The 19,189-nt window shown below is 38.7% G+C and carries 16 protein-coding genes; 9 read left to right on the plus strand and 7 right to left on the minus strand.

The window, feature by feature from the left end:
• Positions 1-95 precede the first annotated feature (95 nt).
• Positions 96-380, plus strand: a complete 285-nt coding sequence (locus AB6T38_RS12920) for a hypothetical protein (RefSeq protein ID WP_372547706.1) — start codon at positions 96-98, stop codon at positions 378-380.
• A 21-nt stretch (positions 381-401) separates the two neighbouring features.
• Here AB6T38_RS12920 and AB6T38_RS12925 read toward each other — a convergent pair whose 3' ends face one another.
• Positions 402-2,987 (minus strand): heparinase II/III family protein, encoded by a 2,586-nt coding sequence (locus AB6T38_RS12925; RefSeq protein WP_372547707.1) that lies wholly within the window; start codon positions 2,985-2,987, stop codon positions 402-404.
• Between the two features lie 501 nt (positions 2,988-3,488).
• Here AB6T38_RS12925 and AB6T38_RS12930 point away from each other — a divergent pair.
• The 3 genes from AB6T38_RS12930 to AB6T38_RS12940 all read left to right on the plus strand — a co-directional run bounded on the left by AB6T38_RS12930 (position 3,489) and on the right by AB6T38_RS12940 (position 4,637).
• Positions 3,489-3,629 carry a hypothetical protein gene (locus AB6T38_RS12930; RefSeq protein WP_372547708.1) on the plus strand — a complete coding sequence of 47 codons (141 nt, stop codon included), beginning with the start codon at positions 3,489-3,491 and terminating at the stop codon, positions 3,627-3,629.
• A gap of 305 nt (positions 3,630-3,934) precedes the next feature.
• Positions 3,935-4,450 (plus strand): glycosylhydrolase-like jelly roll fold domain-containing protein, encoded by a 516-nt coding sequence (locus AB6T38_RS12935; protein WP_372547709.1) that lies wholly within the window; start codon positions 3,935-3,937, stop codon positions 4,448-4,450.
• Positions 4,451-4,508: 58 nt separating this feature from the next.
• Complete coding sequence (locus AB6T38_RS12940) at positions 4,509-4,637, plus strand: hypothetical protein (RefSeq protein WP_372547710.1); 129 nt, start codon at positions 4,509-4,511, stop codon at positions 4,635-4,637.
• A 194-nt stretch (positions 4,638-4,831) separates the two neighbouring features.
• Here the strand turns inward: AB6T38_RS12940 and rhaM are convergent, their stop codons facing one another.
• Positions 4,832-5,146: an L-rhamnose mutarotase gene (gene rhaM / locus AB6T38_RS12945; protein WP_372547711.1), complete on the minus strand. Its 315-nt coding sequence runs from the start codon at positions 5,144-5,146 to the stop codon at positions 4,832-4,834.
• Between the two features lie 61 nt (positions 5,147-5,207).
• Positions 5,208-6,110 (minus strand): DUF4861 family protein, encoded by a 903-nt coding sequence (locus tag AB6T38_RS12950; protein ID WP_372547712.1) that lies wholly within the window; start codon positions 6,108-6,110, stop codon positions 5,208-5,210.
• Positions 6,111-6,768: 658 nt separating this feature from the next.
• On the opposite strand from AB6T38_RS12950, the gene AB6T38_RS12955 reads away from it, so the two are divergent.
• The 3 genes from AB6T38_RS12955 (at position 6,769) to AB6T38_RS12965 (ending at position 10,977) form a co-directional block, all read left to right on the plus strand.
• Positions 6,769-7,914: an alpha-hydroxy acid oxidase gene (locus AB6T38_RS12955; protein WP_372547713.1), complete on the plus strand. Its 1,146-nt coding sequence runs from the start codon at positions 6,769-6,771 to the stop codon at positions 7,912-7,914.
• 12 nt (positions 7,915-7,926) lie between these two features.
• Positions 7,927-9,438 (plus strand): cellulase family glycosylhydrolase, encoded by a 1,512-nt coding sequence (locus AB6T38_RS12960; protein WP_372547714.1) that lies wholly within the window; start codon positions 7,927-7,929, stop codon positions 9,436-9,438.
• 66 nt (positions 9,439-9,504) lie between these two features.
• Positions 9,505-10,977 carry a sulfatase gene (locus AB6T38_RS12965; RefSeq protein WP_372547715.1) on the plus strand — a complete coding sequence of 491 codons (1,473 nt, stop codon included), beginning with the start codon at positions 9,505-9,507 and terminating at the stop codon, positions 10,975-10,977.
• A 191-nt stretch (positions 10,978-11,168) separates the two neighbouring features.
• On the opposite strand, the gene AB6T38_RS12970 is transcribed toward AB6T38_RS12965, so the two are convergent.
• The 3 genes from AB6T38_RS12970 to AB6T38_RS12980 all read right to left on the minus strand — a co-directional run bounded on the left by AB6T38_RS12970 (position 11,169) and on the right by AB6T38_RS12980 (position 13,987).
• A complete protein-coding gene (locus AB6T38_RS12970) occupies positions 11,169-11,666 on the minus strand; it encodes a YgjV family protein (RefSeq protein WP_372547716.1) in 498 nt (165 codons plus the stop codon).
• Positions 11,667-11,856: 190 nt separating this feature from the next.
• A complete protein-coding gene (locus AB6T38_RS12975; protein WP_372547774.1) occupies positions 11,857-13,041 on the minus strand; it encodes a hypothetical protein in 1,185 nt (394 codons plus the stop codon).
• Between the two features lie 13 nt (positions 13,042-13,054).
• Complete coding sequence (locus tag AB6T38_RS12980) at positions 13,055-13,987, minus strand: hypothetical protein (RefSeq protein ID WP_372547717.1); 933 nt, start codon at positions 13,985-13,987, stop codon at positions 13,055-13,057.
• A gap of 243 nt (positions 13,988-14,230) precedes the next feature.
• Between AB6T38_RS12980 and AB6T38_RS12985 the strand changes: the two genes are divergently transcribed.
• Both AB6T38_RS12985 and AB6T38_RS12990 read left to right on the plus strand, forming a co-directional pair.
• Positions 14,231-15,604, plus strand: a complete 1,374-nt coding sequence (locus AB6T38_RS12985; RefSeq protein ID WP_372547718.1) for a BNR repeat-containing protein — start codon at positions 14,231-14,233, stop codon at positions 15,602-15,604.
• Positions 15,605-15,781: 177 nt separating this feature from the next.
• Positions 15,782-16,420 carry an RpiB/LacA/LacB family sugar-phosphate isomerase gene (locus tag AB6T38_RS12990; RefSeq protein ID WP_372547719.1) on the plus strand — a complete coding sequence of 213 codons (639 nt, stop codon included), beginning with the start codon at positions 15,782-15,784 and terminating at the stop codon, positions 16,418-16,420.
• A 79-nt stretch (positions 16,421-16,499) separates the two neighbouring features.
• On the opposite strand, the gene AB6T38_RS12995 is transcribed toward AB6T38_RS12990, so the two are convergent.
• Positions 16,500-18,140 (minus strand): glycosyl hydrolase family 28-related protein, encoded by a 1,641-nt coding sequence (locus AB6T38_RS12995; RefSeq protein ID WP_372547720.1) that lies wholly within the window; start codon positions 18,138-18,140, stop codon positions 16,500-16,502.
• Positions 18,141-19,189 lie beyond the last annotated feature (1,049 nt).

Raw genomic sequence — 19,189 nt, forward strand, 5'->3', positions numbered from 1 at the left:
TATCTATCGCTGAGTGATTATGGTTATGCTGATACAGAATTTAATATTTTTAAAGCACAAGGTTATCGGCTTTTCTTATCTATTTGAGAACCTCAATGGGGTCGACACTGTGGGAACTTAAAGGGGACTTCGATTCGAGTTCTGGTAGGGCTCCCATTCGCTTTTTAAATCATCTATTTCATGGCGGTTACGGTGGTTTCTTTTATGTAGGTTTGGGCGGCATTCATCCTTTGGAAAATACTGTTGCCTTTCAGAATTTTGAACTTAAACCTGTCTTTCCTAACAACACCAGCGTAAATGTGGGCTTACCGAATGGAAGTCAACATTATATACCGCTGGCGAATATTCACTCCGGCTTTTGTATTGATATTCAATGGTAACTTATAAGAAAAAGAGGCTGGTTAAAACCTCTTATAAGCACTGTTAGTAGAAGGTTTGGCTGATACTTTATGCTGTTTATATTGCACGTAACTACCATTACCTAAGTACAAATCTAATAACTGTTGCTGCTCATCAAGCGTAACAATCGCAAAGCGACCTTTAAAGTTGATACCTATATTTTTGTTTTGGTAAAGATCTTCGCTACTTTCTTGGATTAGAATGTATTGGGTTAATGTCTTACCATTGAGCTTTATACCTACTTTTACCCCTTTGAACACATCATTAGCAAGGATACGCTCAACTGTTTGTACTGCGTAGGGTTCTCCTTCAGTGATTGACTCGTAAGCCACTGCGTAAGGGTTAGTCCATGCTTCACCTCGATGGCGTAATAAAAAGGTGGGTAAGGGTTTTTTATTATAAGGCACAGAACCACCATAAGCTTTAGGGGCTTTTACTTGGCTAATTTCAATGTCTAAACCTGCTGGAATTAAGGCACGCATTGAAATATTTTTATCGCCTAGTTTACTGGCGGTAAAGGTGGCTTCGTATTGCTGAGCAGAGCTGCTTTTGGTTTTTACATCATCAAAAAAGTGCCAACCTGGGTGTCTATAGCCTCTTTGTCCTGTGGTTATCCACGGCAATTTAGCCGAGTCTTGATAACGGTCGGGATCCGCCGCTAATTTAACCGCTTGCTTGTTCGAAGTAATGGTTAGTTCATCGCCAATATTATGGTAAACATAGTCGTGGTACTGATTTGAGGTGTTACTTTTCGCTCTGAAAATATCGAGGTAATAACCTTTGTTTTCATCAAGCTTTATTAACGCTAGGGTTCTTTCATGTTGAGCGGGTGCTTTTAGGTTAAATTCATCAAAAAACGACGATGTTGAAAATGAATGCTTAGGTGATACACCGACATCACCGGCAGCAGGCTCCATTAATTCAGATTTCACCCGATTAATACCTAGGTTAATCCAGTCACCCTTTGAGGCTGAAGCCCCATTACTAATAACCGTGTTATGGGCCGCAAATAAACGGTAGTAGTTCTCATGAATATCGGTTCGATAAGTACCTTTACCCCCGTCAACACCAAGAACATGGCCTTGACCATATAATTCCATGTCCATACCTGAGGCATGGCCGTGAATATATGAGCCACCAGCAACGAAGGCCATTAAGCTATTTTTGATTGGATTAAGCTTGTTTATATTGCGCTGAATATTCATCCCAGCGTATTCTAATCGTAGGGTGCGTGGGCGTTCTGGGGTCACGTCAATATCAGTTTCACTTTGAATTTTATTCACCGACCATAATAACTGTAATGGCGTAAAATAGGGGCTCGCGCCGTAAGAACGGTTATGAAGATGGCCACGGTCATATAAGCCGCTTTTGATGCTAGACGACAAATAAGTGGTAAAATATTCTTGTTGTTGTACGTTGTTATTTAACATGGCTAACAACAAGGAGTTTTCTAAGTCGGCATAATCAATTTTATAAGTACGGTGGCCATCACCAATATAAGGAGATTCGTCGTTCGGGTACTCTAAATTGTAATAGGAGGTAAACGCCCCCGGAATATTTGGGTATTTTGCACCTAGTTTTAACGATGGATCGTAACGGTCTAATAAGGTCATTAAATAGACGCTAAAACCCGCAACATGGCGAGAGTATTGGAATGATTCAGGCCAAATATCCCCTTCATTAACAAAGTGCTTAGCGACTGTATTTAGCGATGCTTGGTTTGTAGTGTCGATATGGGTGTAGTAAGGAATATATTTTTTGATTTGTTGGCTATCATCAAGCGCCAGAATATTATGTACTAAGCTTGATGACTCTAATACCGGCCAGTTTGAGTCCAACAAACCTTTGTTTAACGCTAACCATACATATGTACCAAACACGTTTTGAGCTGCGTTAAAGTTGAAATCTGTGAGTTTACTTGAGGCTAAGTCATACACTTTACCGCCCGACATTAAATAAGGGTAAACAAAGTCATAAATAATGGGTAATTGAGCACCTATTACCCGGGCTTCGTATAAGTGGTCGGTTGGAAACATCCAGCCTGAATTCATTGCCCCGTTTTTATAAACTTTCATTTGCTTAAGGGCGTTAATATACGTAAACAAAATGTCCGCGCCACAAGTCGCATATTTTGATTCTTGGGTTAAATAATACAATACACCACAATCCACACCGTCTTGCAGGGTTTTAACCACTTGAGTTAATTGTGCTTGGCTACCTCCGTCTTTATGACGAAAGGTGGGTAGGGTAGGTGGCAATGATTTATTGTTAGACCAAACTAAAGGCAATTCTTCTAGGCTATTACGGCGTTTTTTATTGCCCACAACCGCAACTGAGTCAGCACGATGTTTAAGCTCTTCAAATAAAGATTTAGCCCATGGCTCGCTTTGTATTTTTTCTAAAATAGCAGCTCGTTCTGAGTTTTTAACCCATATTGACGGTCGTTCAATTTCTGTTGTGTCACTTGGTGATGCAAAGCTTAATGCATTGAAACTTAATGAGCATATACTGACCATTAACACGTTTTTTATACTTAAAACCTGTGTAAGTGAGTGCAGCCATGGTTTTTTATTTTTTGTAATTAACATGTAAATGCCTTTAATAATTGAGCTGCTTTCGCCGAAGCAGGTATCAGACTTGTAATAACTGTGAGCGTAAATAGTGCTTTTAAAATACCTACGAGGTTCAAACCTTGAGCGCGATTGGAAAGTTGCATAAATATTCCTATGTAGCTGAATATTCAAAACGTCATGCGAACTATAACTTTGGGCGGCATTTCTAATGTTTTTTCACAAATTTACGTTAGCAATATATGGCTAGTGACTAATTTGTGATTATATTTGACAATTTGGTGATTGTAAATGATTGTAGTTGGTTGTTATTATTTTGTTGAGTTAGCGCACATTGATATCAATTAACTAAAGGTGAAGTATCAAACTTACAGCAAAGTTGGCTTATCTTTGAGACTTTTCATGATGAAGTGATGTAGGATTGGCATCACTTAAAATTCATTTCCGCCGAATTATTTACCTCTACCGGTTTAGGGCTGGAAAGATCACCCATATTATTATAAACACCATGGGGATCATATGTGGGCACAGGGTATAAACGAAACCATGTTCCCCCGATTTGCTCATCAACCCAATAACCATATTATACTCGACATGAGCATGGACTCCATTGGCTCACATTTTGATCATACTCAAACTTGGTGGAATAACGGGCTCTGAGTGGTTTGAGTATTTAGCCCGGGAACAGGTGCTGATCTTTTAGTGCATTTGGGCGATGCTGCACCAGTGCATGGTGGCAGCAATGTTAAAATCCCCGCTGGGGCAACCGTTATTGGTAACAAATCCAAAGAGATGATTGGGTATAGTGAGAACCGAATTTAAACAAATCGCAGATTAGCTTTGGGCAGAAGCTTCAAATACCATTATAGTATACCTAAAAGGGTTTGTGAGTAACGCTAGTCTTAAAGATACGATTACGCAGTTGAAAACCCCCCGCGTTGTTTATAGACAATGAACCGGTGGAAGTGTTTACGAAAAGCCCTGTTGATGGTAACGATTTATACTTCCATGATGGATCGTCTAAGTTTAGACAAATCAATGTCGATATTTGTGGTGACGAAAGCGAAAGTAAAGAAATACCTGAAATTTGGGATAATACCGATAGCCCCATTGAGCAAATCCAAAATTATCGCCGAGAAGGCAATAGTATTACCTTTGATTTAGCCCTTGAATCTTATGCGATCCGTTTTATTTTGGTCCATCGTGATATAAAAACACCAATTTACAACGGCACATACTCACAACTGGTTAAAGGCATATACGAAAACAGTAACAACGAAGCGCAGGTAAGTGAGTTAACGGGCCCTTGGAAAGTCGAATTTGATCCAGCGTGGGCAGGACCTGGAGTTGTCAATTTTGATAACTTACGAGATTGGACCGCTCGCGCTGAAAAGGGTATTAAACATTATTCGGGCACGGCCAACTATGCGTTAACCTTTACCATTAGCCAAGCTCAAGTAGCAAGTAATAAATCTATCTAGATTTAGGCGAAGTCAGCAAATAGTCGAAGTCATCCTTGATAGCAAAAAATTAGGTACCTTGTGGAAACCTCCATTTGCTTTATGTATTAGCAGCTTATTGGTTGCAGGTGACAATTTACTCGAAGTGGCGATCACCAATACTTGGACGAATCGCCTAATTGGTGATGAAGCACTCCTCCGATACTAGCGGTTATAGCATGGTGAACGAAGATGAAGAAAGCACGATTTAACCAAAGGCAGATATTCAATATTTAAAAAGTGAATCAGGTGCGATCAAAGTGCCTGAGTTATGCCGATTGCGTGGCGTTGGTTAGGATACCTCTTAACAAATGTACGAACACATAGATTAGCATTTTAAGCGTAATTCCAGTGAGCTTTAATCTATTCTAAATGGAAAACCATTGGGATTGGATTGACGATTGGTGAGTTATCAGGATTGGTCTCCATGATATCGGCCATATATGCCCACCATTTCTTTACAATAGGCTCTAGTGGCAATTCGTCCATTTTGTGATTTGATGTTCGTTTTAGCACGGCAAACAGCTTGTTCGATTCTTTTTCTAAAAATATAGAGTAGTCTGATACGCCTGCCTCTTTTAAGGCTGCAACCAGCTCAGGCCAAATTTCATCGTGTCGTTTTTCATACTCCGCCTCAAAACCTGGTAGCAAGGTCATAACAAATGCGATTTTTTCCATTTTCTTTGCTCTCATTATCTTATAAAAAAAACCTGCCCAAAGGGCAGGTTTGGTAAACTATTTAGTTGCTGACGTTATCTAAATATTTCTGCCAAGCTTGATTACTGGTAATTATACCCGCACCTTCCCAAGCAAATCCTGCTTTGTAAGATAATCTCCCTTGTTGATCAGTTGTGGTAAACATCCAGATGTGGCTTTCGTCTTTTATGTCACTTGGAATGTGTTCAATACCTTCAACCTGAGAAGGATTGAGTATAGCGCCTGTGCCGACACCCAAGTCATCAATTACCTCCCAAGCAGAAATACGTCCATTTTCTTTGTTATACGACACTTTGGCTTTTTCGTCATGTGTGGCAACACCAATCGCGATGGGTAGGGCGCTAGGTTTACCGTCAAGTGTAAATACCGAATCGACTTGGAATAATTGCGTACCCATTGGTAATGAAATCGTTTTTATCTCTTTCACTATTCCAAGAGGGGTGTACCATTCATACTCCAATTCAAAGACAACTTTGTCATTACTACTTTCTATTACCTTGTAGCGTTTGAAACTGTGAGCAGTAAAGGCTTGTCCATCTAACCAGATAGCTGTACCACCGACACCACGACTAATGCCGGTATGATAAGGGTCATAACCCTCACCATGATCTTCATGGTATGAAATACCATTCACGTAATTTTTGTACCATTTATCGATAATTGAATAGTCTACTTTTTTAAACCAAGCATCTACACCACTAGAATGTCCTTTAAGAGGAGCTGCGGGCCCGTATACTCGAAAGGCTACGCGATCATTTTCCCACGCAAAGTCATCTCGACGTTCTGGTACAAAGCGCGCATAGGCTTTCACAACAGGGGTATTTGAAATTGATTGAGTGACATTGTCACTTTGCTTGTTAGAACAAGCTAACAAAATGGTACTTGCGGCCAAAGCGAGTACAGGTAACTTGAATTTCATTTGCATGAATACTTTCCTGTTCTATATATGAATTGAATATTGGTGCGCACACTAAAAACTAACTTATATTATCTATGCGTCTTATTTTGTTAACGTAACACTCATAACGATAACACTACTATAACACCATTAAAGGCATAGTGTGTCAATACTGGTCACAATAGAGCATTTGGGTGGTTATGCACAAAACTGTGCAAATATTTGAGTACTAGGGTAATAGATTGATGGTCCGGTCTTGGGAGCCAAGATTACTGATAACCGAGAGCAATATACGCTAATAATAACATCAAGTAATCCACGAAATTTTTATATTTTCTTAAATCTTATTGTTTGAAAGCCCACAGGGGCGGTTTCAATGATTATCATCTTTTTCTGCCTGTCATATTTACTTATTCGGTATTAAGTAGCTGATATCGACATCTCATTTTAAGTTTTATTTGAACTCTTGTTTGACTGGATTTGATTGACATCGACTTGTTATGAGGTGTATTGTCACCATTACAAAAAGAACATAACTGCTTAACAATTAATTATCATAAAATAGTTAACAATGGCCGTTGAGTTTTTTATTTACATGGTGTTTGAAAAGAAACGAACGAAAAATAACGCTATAGAAAGTATTATTTTAAATTAGAACTGAATATAAAAAATGAGATAAAAGCATATGATGTTGCGCAACTGCCACAATTACCATGACTTAAGAAAGCTAGCAAAAAACCGGCTTCCTGGACCGATATTTAATTACATTGATGGTGGCGCTGACGACGAGGTGACAATGCGTCGAAATTCTGAAGTGTTTCAGACGTGTGACCTGATCCCCAGTGTATTAACCGGTGTAAAAGACATTGACTTAAGCATCGAAGTAATGGGCCAGAAACTTGATTTGCCTGTCTATTTGTCACCTACAGCCTTGCAACGCTTATTTCACCATCAAGGTGAGCGGGCTACAGCTGCCGCTGCGGAAAAGTTTGGTACTATGTTCGGTGTGTCGTCTCTTGGTACTGTAAGCATGGAAGAAATAGCGCAACAATATAATACTCCTCAGGTATATCAGTTTTATTTTCATAAAGACCGCGGCCTAAATAACGCCATGATGCAAAGAGCCAAAGAATCGAATGTCAATGTAATGATGTTAACGGTTGATTCTATTACCGGTGGCAACAGGGAAAGGGACTTACGTACGGGCTTTTCTATTCCGTTTAGGCTTAACTTAAGTGGGCTATGGCAATTTGCGACAAGGCCTATGTGGGGAATAAACTATTTAACCCATGAAAAGTTTTCGTTACCTCAGCTCGATGCTCACATAGATATGGGCGGAGGAGTAAGTTCTATTGGTGATTACTTTACTAATATGCTTGATCCATCTATGAACTGGAAAGATGTAGAGGAAATGGTCAAGTTCTGGGATGGTGAGTTTTGTTTGAAAGGTATCATGAGTGCAGAAGATGCTAGGCGTGCCGTTGATATTGGTTGTACCGGTATCGTTATTTCAAACCACGGAGGGCGTCAACTCGATGGCTCTAGAAGCTCTTTCGATCACTTAGCTGAAATAGTTGATGCTGTTGGCGACAAGATTGATGTTCTCTTTGATAGTGGTGTCCAACGAGGTACACACGTTCTCAAAGCGTTAGCGTTGGGCGCTAAAGCAGTAGGGTTAGGCCGCTACTATCTTTTTGCACTCGCTGCTGCGGGCCAAACAGGTGTAGAACGCGCGATGACTTTGCTTGTTGCTGAAATCGAGCGTGATATGCGACTTATGGGTTGTTCTAAGATAAGTGATCTAAATAGAGACCATATTAGGTTTAGGTAGTGGGATTCAATTATGAAGTATTCAGCTACCTACTACTCAAAGTTAAAGAAAGTGAGTAAGCCCTTCGTACAATGTATAACTGGCAATATTTTAAAGACAAGGAAAAGTATGAACATTAATTTTTGGGGCATTCTCATCATATTTTTGTCACAAAGCGTTAGCTTTAACACCAGTGCGACAATTAAACACGGGCTTAGGGACGCCCAAGATCGCCATATGATACCAAGAGGTTTTGTTGCAAATACAAATGACCATGCGGGAGCTGTTGATTTTCAGCCACAAGACTATTTAAGAATGGCGCGTATGGGAGCTAATGTTCAAGTTATTCGATTAGAGATGGGGCGATTAAGTCGCTTTGGTAATGGCCGTTTTGAACCAGCCTATATGGAGCGCTTAAAAAGAGGTACTAAACTCGCTAGAGAAGCAGGCATTAAAACAGTTTTTAAATTAACCGTTTATGGTACAGGTGGTTTTAGTTGGGAAGCGCTTTGGCGCAATCAAAATAACGAACAAGACATTTATATCGATGCATGGCGTCATGTTTGGGAAGCATTTAAAGATAATGAATATGTGATCGGATATGACTTGGTAAATGAGCCTAGAAAACTTGAAATGGATATTAGTTATGATGAACTTACAAATAAGTATTTGTTGCCATTTTATGAAAAAATAATAGATGCTGCATTGCCTTATAGTGAACAAAAGCAATTCCTTATTCAAACTATATTTATGAACAAGGGGGATGCGATTAACCGCAATCAATATCACCAGATAACACAAAAAATAAATCGTAATAATATTGTATTTGCGCCACATATTTATCAAGAAAATTTAGATTATATAGCACCTACTATGCAGCGCTTTGAAAAAGAAGCTGAATTGCTAGATGCGCCAATTTTGGTTGGAGAGTGGGGGTTCCCCACTTTTGTAACGACCGACGAATCAATAAAAGAACAGCTTAATTATATCGATTTTTACATAAAAACAGCGGAAGTTTTCGATGAAATGGGGATTGGATCAATAAAAGCGTGGTTTTTAGGAAATCGAAGCTATCAAAACTTTTTACCTGGCGGAGAGTCTACTTGGGCTATTTTTTCAGACAAACAGGCGATAGGTACTGTTGAAAGAAAATACATTACAGACATTATTGCCAGACCTTATCCGAAATTAATCGCCGGCGATATTCAAAGCTTTATGTTTCATTTTGCTACTCGAACCCTTGATTTAACGATACAAACTGATAATAAACGCGGTGCTTCAAAAATATTTATAGGCGCAGATCGTCATTACCCAGATGGTTTTTCGGTGCATGTAGGAGATGATGTGATACTTAGTAAGAGCCCGCTTTCTGTTGGATTTACGGTACACCATTCATCGCCAAATACCGATATCAGCAACTTTATATGGGACGAAAGTAATCAACAACTGATTGTACTCGCGTGGCCTAAGGACAATGCTCCGGTAAACGTAAAGGTCAGCCCTGGGATATTTAAATTCCCTGATCTTAAAGCGAAAAACAATTAACTATTTCAGTTTAGGGTTAGCTATAACTAGGTGTAATTAGAATAAACGCCACCGAGAAAAAATTTTATGATAAATAGACGAAAATTTATGTTAGGGGCAGCCACATCTGCAACGGCAACCATGGCACCTTTTCAGGTCTGGGGCCAACTAAAAAAAGAATACCCTAATGTCTTAATGCTGATTGTTGATGATTTAAATGATTGGGTTGGGGCTATGGGAGGCCACCCTAACGCTAAAACACCCAACATAGATAAATTAGCAGAAAAAGGTACATTGTTTACTAATGCTCATGCACCTGCGCCCTTATGTGGACCATCTCGAGCGAGCATTATGAGTGGCCTTGCGCCATCAACAACTGGGATTTACGGCCATATACGTGATAACGATATTCGTAAAGTTAACGATAAAACGGCTCATTCCACGTTTTTAAGTGAGTATTTTAAAAAGCACGGTTATTACACTGCTGCAGTTGGAAAAATATTTCACGAAGCCATTGCTGACGGGAGTTTCGATGACTTTGGTGGTAGGCACAAGGGATTTGGCCCTTACCCAGAAAAAAACTTTAAATGGGATAACCCAAAAACCAACACAGACTGGGGGGCTTTCCCTGAACGTGATGAGCAAATGCCAGATTATGACTCTGCCCATTGGATAGCCAGTAAACTAACAGAGCAACACGAAAAACCCTTTTTTATGGCATGTGGTTTTTTACGTCCTCATGCTCCATGGCATGTGCCTCAAAAGTGGTTTGATATACATTCAGCGAAAGACTTATATTTACCACCATATATGAAAGAGGACTTATCAGACACGCCTGATATTGCTCGCTTAATTACTGACCACCCAATGATGCCTACCACACAGTGGGCGTTGAAGAATGGCGAATACCGTAATATTGTGCAGGCTTATTTAGCTAGCGTATCATTTGTCGATTCCATGGTAGGTATTGTATTGGATGCCTTAGAAAACAGTCAATATGCCAATAATACCGCTGTAGTGTTGTGGGGAGATCATGGCTATCACTTAGGTGAAAAAGATAAATTTGCTAAAATGACGTTATGGGAGCGTGCCACACGTACTCCGCTAATCATTAAGCCGCCAAAATCAAACGGTAAGCAAGTCAGCAATAAACCAGTTAGCTTATTAGACTTATACCCAACCTTAATAAAAATGTGTGGTTTGCCGGCTAACCTGCAAAATGAAGGAAATGACCTAACTCCTTTACTTAGGAATCCAAATTCGACTTGGCACCATGTCGCAGTCACCACCTATGGTGAAAATAACCATGCGGTAAAAACCGAACGTTATCGTTATATTCGTTACGAAGATGGCTCAGAAGAGCTTTATGATCATCAAGTAGATAAAGAGGAATGGCGCAATGTCGTTAATGAACCGGCCTATCAAAATGTAAAGACTGAATTGGCCAAACAGTTACCAAAAGTTAATGAAAAGTGGACACAGTACTCAGTTTATAAAAATAATGCCTATTTTAGTCAGAAAACCAAAGAAGCAGGTTGGAAAGAAACACCCAAAAACTAAATTGCCAATGCCGTTATAAAGTTTGAAAGCATATTCAAAAGATTGATTTAATTAGCTTGGTTATTTCAACACAGTTAAGCATTCGTTTATAAAAACGAAAGAGTTAAGTTGAAATGGTCTAAAAAAGTTGTGCAATAAAAAATGCAAACAGTGCTTCTACCCTGATTGAATCATTGAGTGTTAATTACACGTTAAGCAAACTTGGAACGCTTAATCCTATAAATTGTGATAAGATTAGTTGATATCACAAAAATCTCTATCAAAGTACCTCCAATGCTGCCAATTAGCACATTATTGACAAGCCAAAGAGACGCGCCAGCAATGATTCCTAATCGCAGACTTACACCCTTTAAACAGAATAACGAGTATACGCCTATCATATTGGCAAGTATCACAAGAAAATCTAAATATGATTGATAACTGGATAAACCAATTATTAATGTAATGATCATAAATACCAAAGCAATGCTATTAGAGCGGGTAAATATCGCAACGATAGACCTAACCATACTCAATATACAAAGGAATGCAGGAACAGAAGCGTCTAATAAATAAAAGTGTGTAGCATGTACCAAGAAGAATAGTGCTAGAAACGCTTTTAAAGTAACATCTTTTTTCTGATAAAAAGCTAGGAGTGAAAGTAGAAAGCTTATCCCGCCAATTAGTTGTCCTGCTATATGTGTGTCCAAATATAAATGACCTTTTTAAGAAGATTAAATTGTCTGCATTTTACAATGTGATCTTTGTCGTACTATTTTTCTGTAAAGTCATAAAGGCTCCAGTATGCCTAAAACCTGCAGCATTAATATTTAAACGCGATGTGGAATTAGTTTTGATTTGACCTTACGCCATTGGAGCATTCCAAGGCTACATATTTCATTAATTCTCTTTATTCATTACCAAAGCACGCCATCTGCCTCTTGCGTATGCCGTACCGTCATTTTCTGGTATTTTCCCATTTGTTACTGCTAAAGAAGATACTCTAATTATATCGCCTTTTTGTAGCTCTACTCCCTGTATATGAAAGTAGATTTCTTGGTAATCTTCTGCCGTTTTGGGGTTAATAAACTTGCCAATCTCTTTATTATTTAGTGATATTGTATAGGTTGACTCGCCGTCTATTTCAGCAAGCGTAACTAAGGTAAGTGTATAGCTGCCATTCTCTTTAGATTGCACCTTGTATTCAGCATGCGCAAATTTATCGCGATAAGCCTTATTTACCGCATTTATCGCTAACGCATTTTTTGATTTATGGTGGTAATAAGGAATTTCTCCCGTATTCGCAATCGTGAAGTCGTCTATGGCATGCAGAATTCGTGTATATTCTTTGATCTCAAAAAGTTCTGTTTTTTCTGGTAGAGAGCTTGATATGTGCAGTGTTTCTGCCTTATCGATGTTCGAAGGTTGATAGTTTTTATCTTGCGTTAGAAGTAACTTATCAAGTTCAAATCCATCTTCACGCATGGATACCATAACTGTATGTACACCTTTTTGAGGTACATGGATAGTTATTGTGTTAGGAGATCCACAATGATTTGTATCTCTTCTTTGTGCTGAAGACCATGTCCACGCATGTTTTCCTTGGCATAACTGCAATCGTTTTGCCGATTCTGGCCATGAGCCATTTAAACCTATATGCACACCGTTGTCTTCACTACCTGTGCTGTACGCTCTTGCCCATACATAGTACTTTCCAGGCGTTTTAAAATAAACAGGATAACTAAGAACAGCCATTGTGCCAGCTTGATTTGTGAAGTTTTCATTTCTGACAATGTCTTCATGGTGATTGCTTCGCGTATCAGGGAGCAACTCAATGTAGCTTCCATTGCTAGCGCCATCATAGTGAGCTTGGTCTGAATCGGAATAAATATGTGAAGGTGTGTTTTGAGAAAATACCAGCCATCTTCTTTTACTGTCTAAATGTTGAGTTGCAAAGTTTTCAGCTTCTATGATCACAAAGCCTGAATGCTCTTGATGAGCTAGAGCCGCGTGACTGTATGTTATTGGACCTGTAAAAGTAACAATAAAAGTTAGTAGATGAAACAGCCTTAATTTCATGTTCATTTGTCTCAATTTTTTAGCCTTTATTAACCGCATCTAACAGTAGTACTTCTTTTATCTCATTAGGTGTCGCATGCTTATGACCACCTTTGTCCGCTCCAGTTAACCACCAGTAAACCATTCCGGCATCGGAGCAATCGAATTTGTTACTTTGGAACGGCACTACACCATCGCTTTCGGCATAAGCCAGCATTTCCCAAATAAATGAAATACCAGCATCTGGATGCTCTTTCGCCCAATTCCATTCACCTAATGGCACCTGTAAACCTACATTTTGATCTCCTATTTGGTGCTCACTAACGCCATATTCCAAAATTTGCTGCCATGTAAAATAGTCGCCACTGTTATCATTTGCCGGGTGGTGAGAAACAACGTGAACATGTTGTCTTTTATTTGCTTGTGCAGCTTCAAGCGCATAACCGATTAGGTCGGGTTCTCCCGCCTCAATTATCCAAAGTGGATTATTAAGAGATGAAGTATTTATTGCATCAACTAAATCTTGGACCGCTCCAGTTTGATCATTACGACAGTTGAAAATATTTCGTAAATTAGTAAATGGACCAAATAAATCAACGCCTTTCGCACTTAACTCATCTAGCTTATTTTGCCGGCGAATTTCATTTTCAGGATCGATTTGATATCGAGCTTTGTTTCTAAAGGGATCTAAATCGCACGAATGGGAAAGGTGAACTAATCTGTTCGACATACCCGTTTTCTGAAGTAGCGCCAACATAACTGGAGTTGCTCCAATATCATCGGGGTCGGGAGAATTTCCGTCAATTACTATAGCTAAACGACCTTTAGGAGGAGTGATATTTTGATTGTGTTTAACAAACTGTTGCTGCGAAGATAAATAACTTGTGTCACTTTCTGATACAGGAGTATTTTTACTGCAAGCTATGCTTAATAGTGCGCTTAGTACAACGAAGGGCATCAATAATTGTTTCATAATATATTTCTCAATCTTTATAAAATAACTGCTAGTGGGTGCCTGCTATAGCGCCAAACTAAACTTTTGCATCAACAAAGGTTTCGAGGTTTGTGCCAAAAGAGACGCTTCAAAATATTTGTCTCAACTGGTTTAGAGGATGATAAAATTAGTTTTCAATTGACCTAAAATGAATTAACATGATTGTAATTGAATTTTAACAATTTAACAAATCATCAATTTAACTTTTTATGGTATTTGAGTATGAAACTAATTAACGCCTTAATGACTTTCCACATCTTAGTAGCTATCTCCCTTTGGCTACTTTCAAGTACATTTGAGAGTCACGCATCTGAACAGATTGTGCATTCTGAAGCCATTGATAATGTATGGTCTGCACACCGAATTAAACCTTTTCTACTGACCCGAGGTGAACATCAGTTTGTGGCGTATTTTGATGCTAATCGCCAAATGACAGTGGCCCATCGAATGCTTGGAAAGCCGTGGCGATTTTATAAAGTTGATAGTTATCTAGGTTGGGATAGTCACAACTACGTCACAATGGAGTTAGACAAAACTGGTCATTTGCATGTTTTGGGAAATATGCACAGTGACCCAATCGAGTACTTTAGAACCACAGAACCTTTCCAAGTAAGAAGCCTACAGCGTGTCAATAAGATGGTAGATAAGATTGTTGAGAAGCGTATGACCTATCCGGTATTAATTCTGAATAAAGAGAACGAACTTATCGTTAAATATCGTGATGGGGGAAGCGGCAATGGTAATGAGATTTATAATATTTACGATACTAAATCGAAACGATGGTCAAAGCTTCATCAAAACCAATTTTTAGATGGTGAAGGCAAAATGAGTGGATATTTTGAAGGACCAATTAAAGGTCCTGAGGGAAATTTCCATCTTATATGGGTTTGGCGAAATACGCCAAATTCTGCAACTAATCACAGTTTATCTTATGCTAAAAGTAAAGATCTAGTTAATTGGACTGATTCAAATGATCAGCCCATATCACTACCAATAACCCTAGACAAAACCGAAATTGTAGCGCCAGTTCCGCCATTTGGTGGAATGATTAACGGGAACGTGAAAATTGGTTTTGACCAGGGTGGAAATCCTGTGGTGACTTATCATAAGTATGATGAAGACGGCAATACCCAAATTTATGTGGCTCGCAAACAAAACAAAATCTGGAAGAGTCATCAAATAAGCCAGTGGCAAGACTTCCGCTGGGACTTTGGTGGTCACGGCTCATTAGGTAAATTTCTAGTTAAGCCTTATGCAGTTCAAATAGTTGATGATAAAAAGCTCTCTGTAAAGGTTCGCAAAAAGGACGACATATTGCGTTTTGTGTTAGATAGCGAAACCCTACAAACACTTAGCGTTGAAAAGGTAAACTTGTATCCACCTAGGATCAGTGAAATAAGTCAAGTATCTAATCGTTTGTTGGAGAACTCCACAGACCTTCCTTTGGAACAACACGTCTTAAAGGGAGTGGGGGATTCTAGTCCGTCAGGCGGCAGTTATTATTTATCTTGGGTTAGTCAACCGGGAAACCGAGATCGTGCACACGTGTTTATTTCATCACCTAGTGTGTTGTTATTACATGAAAGTAAAGAGTGAAAGCACTGATTTCATTTTATTGTGATAAACATAGGTAACATTTGAGTTTTATGTGAATTATTCAAGCATTTACCTTCGGGTAAATGCTTTTAGATATATTGAATCATTCTAGTTCAAATACTACCCATATTATCATTTCGAATCACTATACAATTAACTAAATAACAGGATATTCAAATGAAAATTGCGTTACTGATGGAAAATAGTCAGGCAGGTAAAAATCCAGTAGTTTTAAAAGAATTGAAAACAGTGGCCGATCCTTTAGGTCATGAGGTATTTAATGTGGGAATGGATGGTGAAAACGATCACCACCTAACCTATATTCATCTTGGTATAATGGCGAGTTTGTTGATTAATTCAAAAGCGGTCGATTTTGTGGTTGCTGGTTGCGGTACAGGTCAAGGTGCAATGATGTCACTTAACTTACATCCAGGTGTATTTTGCGGATACTGCTTAGATCCTTCAGATGCTTTTCTGTTTAACCAAATCAATAATGGTAATGCGCTTGCCCTCGCGTTTGCTAAAGGCTTTGGTTGGGGGGCAGAACTTAATTTACGTTATATGTTTGAAAAGGCATTAACGGGGGAGCGTGGTGCCGGTTATCCAAAAGAAAGAAAAGAGCCACAAGTAAAAAATGCGGGAATCTTAGCAGAGGTTAAAGCCGCAGTTTTAAAATCAGATTTTTTAGAAACACTAAAAAGCATTGACCAATCATTAGTGAAAACAGCTGTGTCAGGCGAGCGTTTTCAGAAATGCTTTTTCGAGAACTGTAAAAGCCAAGAATTGTCTGACTACGTTAAGTCACTTATTAGCTGATTCAATTAAATTCGTACGCAAGTATGTTGGTAACGACTACCTTGCGTACGAAACTTCTATAGCTAATATGCCTCAGAGATTACTTTTTCATTTTTCGCTGTGTAAGCTGGTAAGTATAAAGCGAGGGTATTGAATCTATGCGTTTATTTAAGCTCTCTATATAGGGAGTTGGAAAATACTCAAGTGTAATTGGCCGATTGCCAGAAAGACCAATTATACGAGCATCAGGACCTTCTTCCAATCCCTCCACGTGCAGTGTTTGCATACCGGGAGCACCACTTTCCACTACAATTCTAAGATTCCATGTCGTGCTAAATCGACCATGTCCAGGTTGCCAGTAACCCGAACCTGAACCGTCATATACTGGAAAGGATGCATGCTTTTCACCGGGAATTGCATTGATGTGCATAGTAATATTGTCATATAGGTTTTGGTGGTTAGCTCCAGCATGCTGATCTAAGTTTGGCTGTATAAATACTTCAGAATCTTTATACACATTGCGTGTAGATTGCGTATTAAAAGTTAACGAGTGAGTCACAGGGTTAAATACTTGAATATTTTGAGCTAGAACATTGTGCACATTACCCATATGCACAGCATAATGAGCTTGGCGTTCCCCTGCAGTTCTTATGTCACTAATTGTTAAGTTAGCACTATCGTAGGTTATAATTGAACTATCAGCATTGTAGAAGCTCATATTGCGAATCCAACTGTCTGCTAACCCAACCAAATAAATGCCGTTGTAGCCTTGTTCGACGTGGTGACCAAAATAGGGCGCATTCGGAAATTCAAACCTAAAATCTTCAATCCCAATATTTTCTAAGGGTGTCCATACAGCAATGTTAGTCGGTAAGGATGAGTTAATATCGTGTAACAATGTATCGGCGATGGTAATGGTATTACCATCAATATTTTCAATTACCGTTCGCTGTTGAACAAGAGGGTAATTAGCTCTTGTCCAATGACGTGAACCAATTTTAACTTTAGTGTCGTTATATAATGACTTAATTAACGCACCATTTTCTCCTTGCCGATTATGCCAGAGAACTTGTACACGTTGTCCCACTTTAAATTGCTCTACATCTTTCACTCTTATTTGCCGATGTCCTTGTTTGCCTTCTAATCCTTCCGATAAGCTAACAGGCGGCTTTTCGTCATATTCATCTAAATAAGCGAATCCTCGATGATTTTTTTCACCTACCCATATAAAGCCTGCGGTCCATGAATATTCAGAATATAATACATCTAGATTATTTTGTTTTTGGATTTGACGTTTGTTGTTCCTGACAAGATACTCACGAATTTCATTTAGTTTACCGCCATCATCGACCATTTTTAGGGGTCTTGGAAAATAAAGAGTGGTACCAGCCTCTCCTCGTCCTGCACCTTGTAGTACAAAATCACTACGTGTTATTTCGATGATTTCAGTGATGATAAATTTTCCTTTTGGAAATCTTACTGTTACTGAACTTGGTATTTTATTTGCCGCGTTAATGGCTTTCCTTATGGCCAGAGTATCGTCTTTATCGTCGTCTGCTATTGCACCATAGTCAGTAACATTGATTACTGTAGAGGTTGCATTTGGAATTTCTTCCATTCCAAATTTATAACCAGCATATGAAAAATCAGGTAGAAAATGTTCTGACTTACTTAATATATCAGGAAGGTTCTGAGCTGCTGTGACTTCGCAAGACATGACAAGCACAGTCGTCAAAAACATCGCCTTAACCTTATTGGGACAAACACGCATTGTATAATTCCTTTTCATTGGATTATTAGTTAAGTAGAGCTATAAAAAACGAAGTTTAAGAACGTCTTCATTTACTACTAATTAAAATAGTTTTATAGCAATAACTCGATATGATGGGGCTTGTTATTTTTGAGATTTGCGGCATAACAAATCGTTAACTAAAAACTTACAATATGTTACCGTCAAAGTAAATCAACATCAATCTTTAATGGTCTTGTTGGTGAAGTGAGAGGGTGAAGCCGACAATGAATTAGCGAGTACTATTGATGTGACCGACTAATTTTTCCTGCTATCTATTATAAGTCATTAAATTAATGGCACTTTCCGTACGATAACGGCCAAATTTCAAACGCATTTAATTTACTTTAAGTCGAAATTGAACTTACTTAGTTTCTACATATAGTTGCAAAGCTAGAATATAAATAACTATCAGATTACGTCAAATATTTACAAGTTAGGTTATTTTGTTTTAGGGTTTGATTCTTGGTTCAGCATTGTTGCGTTTTTGATTATTAACGTTTCTTCGGATTTATCCACATAACAATAACAAAAGAAATAAGTAGAATTTCTAACTATTACGAATACCGGCAGAGAATCCAAATTATGTTCAGGGGGGAGCGACTTATGTCTATCTGGCGAGTCATATGTATGCCACTAATCTTCAAGCATTGAGGTTGGAATTCTGGAACGAGGGCGAGAAACAACCAGAACTTGATCTAAACGACGATATTCTGCAAATAGCGCTAATTATTTACCAAGGCCAATTTATCAAACCAAGTATAAAAGTTCTATTTACCTAGGAGTGCAACTAATGTCACTTATATAATTATCAACCATTTTAATACTCGCGATATTTTTCGGTTTTGAATTTATTAGCAAACTACCTGCGACTTTACATACATCCATAATGTAAAGCGTGAACGCAACTTCCGGTACTACTTCAGTTGGTGTATTAGTGTCTGCTGGAGCCGAATTTACCATCGATACTCAGATTTTTGCGTGTGTCTGAGTCATGCTGG

The organism is Aliiglaciecola sp. SL4, assembly GCF_041538045.1.
Lineage (GTDB): Bacteria > Pseudomonadota > Gammaproteobacteria > Enterobacterales > Alteromonadaceae > Aliiglaciecola.